The following is a 4,653-nucleotide window of genomic DNA, read 5'->3' on the forward strand; positions in this document are numbered from 1 at the left end:
TGATCACCGGCGGGAGCAAAGAAACCATCTTCATTGCTATTACTAAGGATGCGAAAGTTTTTATTAATTACAGTGGCGATTTGTCTAGCTGTTTCCGCATCACTACTGTCTCGTAAAAAGTCCAGTGGATTACAAACTTCAGACTCAGGAAAGCCCGGAGCAAAAATGTGAACATCATAGCCCTGACTTTTAGCATAAGCAGCTATTTTAGCTTGTGATGGATACTTGAAATCGTAAGCAATTATCGGAAATCCTTGGTCGATGGCAGAGTAAATTGCGGGGTTAATAGCGCTGAATGTTTTACCACTGCCTGGAGCGCCAATAGCTGCTGTTCCCCTTTGCACTTCCGGGATATAAAAAGTAGTGCCAGCGTTTTTTTCTTGGTTAGTACCCTTGAATTTATGCTTACCAATATAAAGTGCAGCACTATCACATTTTGGTAAAGCTATTTGTTTCAGTGCTTTTTTCTTAGCTGTAGCAGTTTCTTTAGCTCCTCCCCAATAACTGGTAGCAATCTTTTTCTTGTTAGAGCCATCACCAAAAACTACTCTCATCAAAATATAAGCAGCCAACATACTTACAACAGCTAATCCGTTTGGTGTAAATAAATGATGAGTGTACCTTCCAATACTGTCATGAGGGTTTTGTAGCTGTTCAAAACGAAATGGCTGACTATTTGTAGAAGTTACTTGATTCTTGCTCATTGGGGTAAAGTATTGGGCTGACCGAAAATAATGGGGTCTTCTTCTTGGTATTTAATGAATGGGACAGGGCCAATAAAATAAGGAGAGCAAGTACGACCAATGAAAGGAATTCTTTTGCAGATGCGGAAAAACATAGTAGTTTGGACACTACCTTCTGCTTCATTAACTTCCCAAACTACTTGTTTAAAAGCAGTCCCAAAAGGATTTCTGCCTGTAGGCTCTTTCCCTCCATTCAAGGCTTTAAGAATCCCAAAGCCACCTCGAACTTGTTGATATTTACCAGATATCCACTGCACACCTGTAGTCTTGCCAAGCCCTGAAGCTTCAAAGTGGGCGCAATCATTTTGCAGACATGGAACATTGAAACCTTCTTGATAGCTACCAGAAATGGAACGAGTGCGATTCGCTTCAATTTCTCTCAAAGGTAAGTCTACCTTCCCAATAAATGATAGGTTAAGAGTGTTGAGTCCAGGCAGATTATCCCATGTCAGGTAAGTCAATCCTGGTACTCCATTAATTGTGCTATCTTGCCAGTTATTGAATTTATTAATTGGTGTATTTTGTAGACCTGGAATATCAGTAAGATTGTAAAGACTTAAATCAATATATTGTCCTATGGGAATTTCTGATAAACCCAAGTAAGGTAAAACATCTTGGATACGTCCTGAGTCATAACTAATTCCAACTTGTTGCAAAAAATCTCGAATCGGAATAACATCTTGAATGTTTAAATTTCCCAGTTCAGGAATGGCATTGACTAAATCAGGTAGAGTTTGCCATTTGACTAAATCAAAGTCTGAAAGTTTAAAACTGTCTAAATTAATATTTAATGCTTGAGCTATTGATGATATTTGAAGTTGTTCTAGGTTCATCTCGGACTCTTCAAAATCACCTAGCTCTAGAAATTCAGCAATACTCTGTCCAGCTTGCCAGATTCTTGTTTCATTGCCTGTACTACCTGGAAAAGTAACACTGCCACTTTCACTAATTATCATGTCGCTGAATTTCAGCCGTGACCAATCTGGTAAGAAGCCATTTAAAGACTTAATAACTGGAACTTCAGCAGTGGCTTTGGGGATCATCAACCCTACAACCTGATTTAAAAGCCCATATTTCACAAAGCTATGAATGAATAGCCCACCCAACAAACCAAACAATATTAAGTAGCGTATTGCGCTGTCAGTAATTAGCGATTGCTTCTCTGTTTTCATGATTTTATTTCCTTTATTAGTTTTGAGAATTAGTACCAACACTAATCAGTTTGTTCACCAATTCCATAGAGACGGATGCTTTTTCAGCAGCAATTGATAGTTCATCGCCTTGTTGTAAATAGTTAATTAACTGTTCTAAACGCTGATGTAATTGATCATTAGAATTAATCCATTTATTCTGAATTGCAACAGCTATGCCATTTTTGATATTGCGTGTAGTTTTAAAAGTGTTTACTAATGGTTGAAACTGGGGAATAAATACTTTCTGTTGTTCAACTGCAACATCATTTTTTATTACTACTTGGCTATATTGAGGCTTGCCGTTATTTATAGCTACTCGAAAACTGTAAACCTTGCGTTCACCACTGGATGTTTGCGTGATGATCGTCAGCAGAGTGCTTGGTGTTTGCGGTAAGCCTGGAATGTTGACTTTTTTGATACGTCGCAGGTGAATTAACCCCGCACTATTGTTTTGACAATTTTGGTCGATGCCTTCCAAACAGCCATCAGTATCAATCAGAATTTGAGAGGGGTCGTCTAGCCAAACCCTTTGAATTGTTTCTCCAACTTTGTAGAACGAAATACTAACCCCGTGACCATTCCAGACGTTAATAGTTTGAAGTGTGGCAGATTCACCATTAGCTTGAGTTTGTTTAATTACACGGACTACAGGCGCGGCAATTGTGTCTATTGGATAAAAGCAAGCGACCGCGATCGCCATTCCTACAAGTAAGTTTTTCATGTCATGGCAGCTCCAGTGTCCGGTTTACTAAAAAGGTGACTTTCGTTCCCTGGGGTATGTACCAGACATTCGGACGAGCAAGGATTTCTTGAGTAGAACGTTCAGCCCGATTACCAACAATATCAGTCAAGTTGCCAAAAGCACCTTCTAAGAATGCACCAGTGATATTACGCCGACTGTTTTGTGTAACCGAACTGCTAAAGCTGCCAATAGAAGAATTTTGGATAGAACTCTGTGAATCAGGCTGATTGATAATCTCACCAACTTTACCCAATCCCCCAATCAATCCAACAGTCAGGTCATACTGTGCAATTTCGCCACCTTTATTCTGAAATTTCTTAGCGATTAAGGGTTTAGCACCTTCCCCGTGAACAGAGATTGCACCAATAGAAATGGGATATTCAGTTTTATCCTTGATAATGCTAGTAACTTGTACCTGGGCGTAACTGCCACCATCGACTGACACGACCTCAACAGCTAACAAACTGCCAGATGGTATGGCCACATCACCGTTATTGTCATGCAAATCTTCAGTGAGTTTAGCTACAAAGCGTCTGCCGTGCGAGGTTTGTTGTCTGTCGTTTCTGGTATCGGTTTGTTGTTTGACCGCAGGTGTTACTAAAACCCCACTAGCAAACTCTCCCACTGTTAAGTAACGAGTTTTGCGCTCTTGAAGGATTTGGCTTTCTTGCGACAAGTAGCTATTAGCTAGGGCTACAGGTTTGTTAATTTTAGTTTCTACTTGCCATCGGGGACTGATTTTTTCAATAGAGCTTGGTGTATTATTTTGTGAGATTTCGGTAACTATAGGTTCTCCATTGATATTTAGATTATTTGATTGTTTGACTTGCTTTTCTTGAGTAAATACGCGGTCTGGGGATAATGATTTTCTCTCACGCAAAGAGGTGTCGGCATAAATTATCTTGCCATAAGAGCCAATATTGCGGAGTCTGTTAAATTCAGCAGACGGGTCAACAGGTTTTAGTGGTCGTGCTGAAACTTTAGTAGAAGTAGGATTGTCAACTCTAGTAGTTGCAAAACTGTGTCTTGGTTCTGGAGAATAACTAACTCTAGTAGTTGGTTGTTGTGTCCTGGGTGAAGTCGGTGATTTCTCAACTACTTTTTCAGTTTTAATAACAGACGGTTGAGGCTTTTCGGATTTGTCTTTGTTAATCTTGCTCAATTCGTCTTGTTGTTGACTTAACGCCAACTTAGCGTAAACATCGCCGTCTTTTTGTTCAAGCTTGTCTAAAGCTTCAGACGATTTTTGGGTTTGTTCAGCTATTGGAGTCGGCTGCTTAGTCGGATTAAAAACTCCATTGAGCATCCAAAATATAGCAAAGAAAGTTAAGCCAAAAGGCAATGCAATTACCAAGAGCCTCGACCAAGGAGAAGTAACTACTGTGTGTTTAGTTACAACTGGGGAATCTAGTTCTACTTCTTCTCCTATTTCTGACTTATGTGTTAAGTCACGGGACTCATCATCTATTTTGAGTAAGTTATTTATAGTTGATGAATTATTGTCTGTCATTTTTTAGCGGGAATATTTAAATCAACAATTTGTGTGATTTCTAAACCTGATTGTCTAGCTTGATAAATTTTCTTAGCTAGGTCGGTAGCATGAGAAATTTGTTGTGGTGGACTAACAGATTCCACAGTAATAGTCTTATTGAATAAAATACCGTTGCCAGCATTATTCTCTCTAGTAAAAGTAACAAGAGTAGCAATAAAATCCACTTCCCATTTACCATCTTTGATTTTGCGAGGTTCAGAAATGAACCGAGGAATTAGAGAGACTTGCGTATTGCCGTTAAATATCCCTGGTGGGGTCATAGCAGCTAGCTTACGCAAAAATGCTGCCCGAAAATCTTGCTTTTCAGTAAGAGCGAATGCAGCTTCATAAGAAGAAGTAGTTACTTTGCCATTAGAGCGTTCAGTTCTACCTACATTTATTCCAGTATCTTGCTTGGTAATGGGTTCTCCCTTGTTATTAAAG

The 4,653-nt window shown here is 39.3% G+C and carries 4 protein-coding genes and 1 pseudogene; all 5 read right to left on the minus strand.

What is annotated here, in order from left to right:
- Positions 1-704: type IV secretory system conjugative DNA transfer family protein (locus ACEW80_RS09540; RefSeq protein ID WP_373526345.1), on the minus strand; the 704-nt coding region annotated here is incomplete at its 3' end.
- On the minus strand, positions 701-1,915 hold the full coding sequence (locus tag ACEW80_RS09545; protein ID WP_373526346.1) for a hypothetical protein: 1,215 nt from the start codon (positions 1,913-1,915) through the stop codon (positions 701-703). The genes ACEW80_RS09540 and ACEW80_RS09545, both read right to left, overlap by 4 nt.
- A 16-nt stretch (positions 1,916-1,931) precedes the next feature.
- Positions 1,932-2,657, minus strand: a complete 726-nt coding sequence (locus tag ACEW80_RS09550) for a hypothetical protein (protein ID WP_373526347.1) — start codon at positions 2,655-2,657, stop codon at positions 1,932-1,934.
- A gap of 1 nt (position 2,658) precedes the next feature.
- A complete protein-coding gene (locus ACEW80_RS09555) occupies positions 2,659-4,188 on the minus strand; it encodes a TrbI/VirB10 family protein (protein ID WP_373526348.1) in 1,530 nt (509 codons plus the stop codon).
- Positions 4,185-4,653 (minus strand): annotated as a pseudogene (locus ACEW80_RS09560) (hypothetical protein); the annotation flags it as partial. The gene ACEW80_RS09555 and the pseudogene ACEW80_RS09560, both read right to left, overlap by 4 nt.

Source organism: Nostoc sp. (assembly GCF_041747015.1).
Classification (GTDB): domain Bacteria; phylum Cyanobacteriota; class Cyanobacteriia; order Cyanobacteriales; family Nostocaceae; genus Nostoc.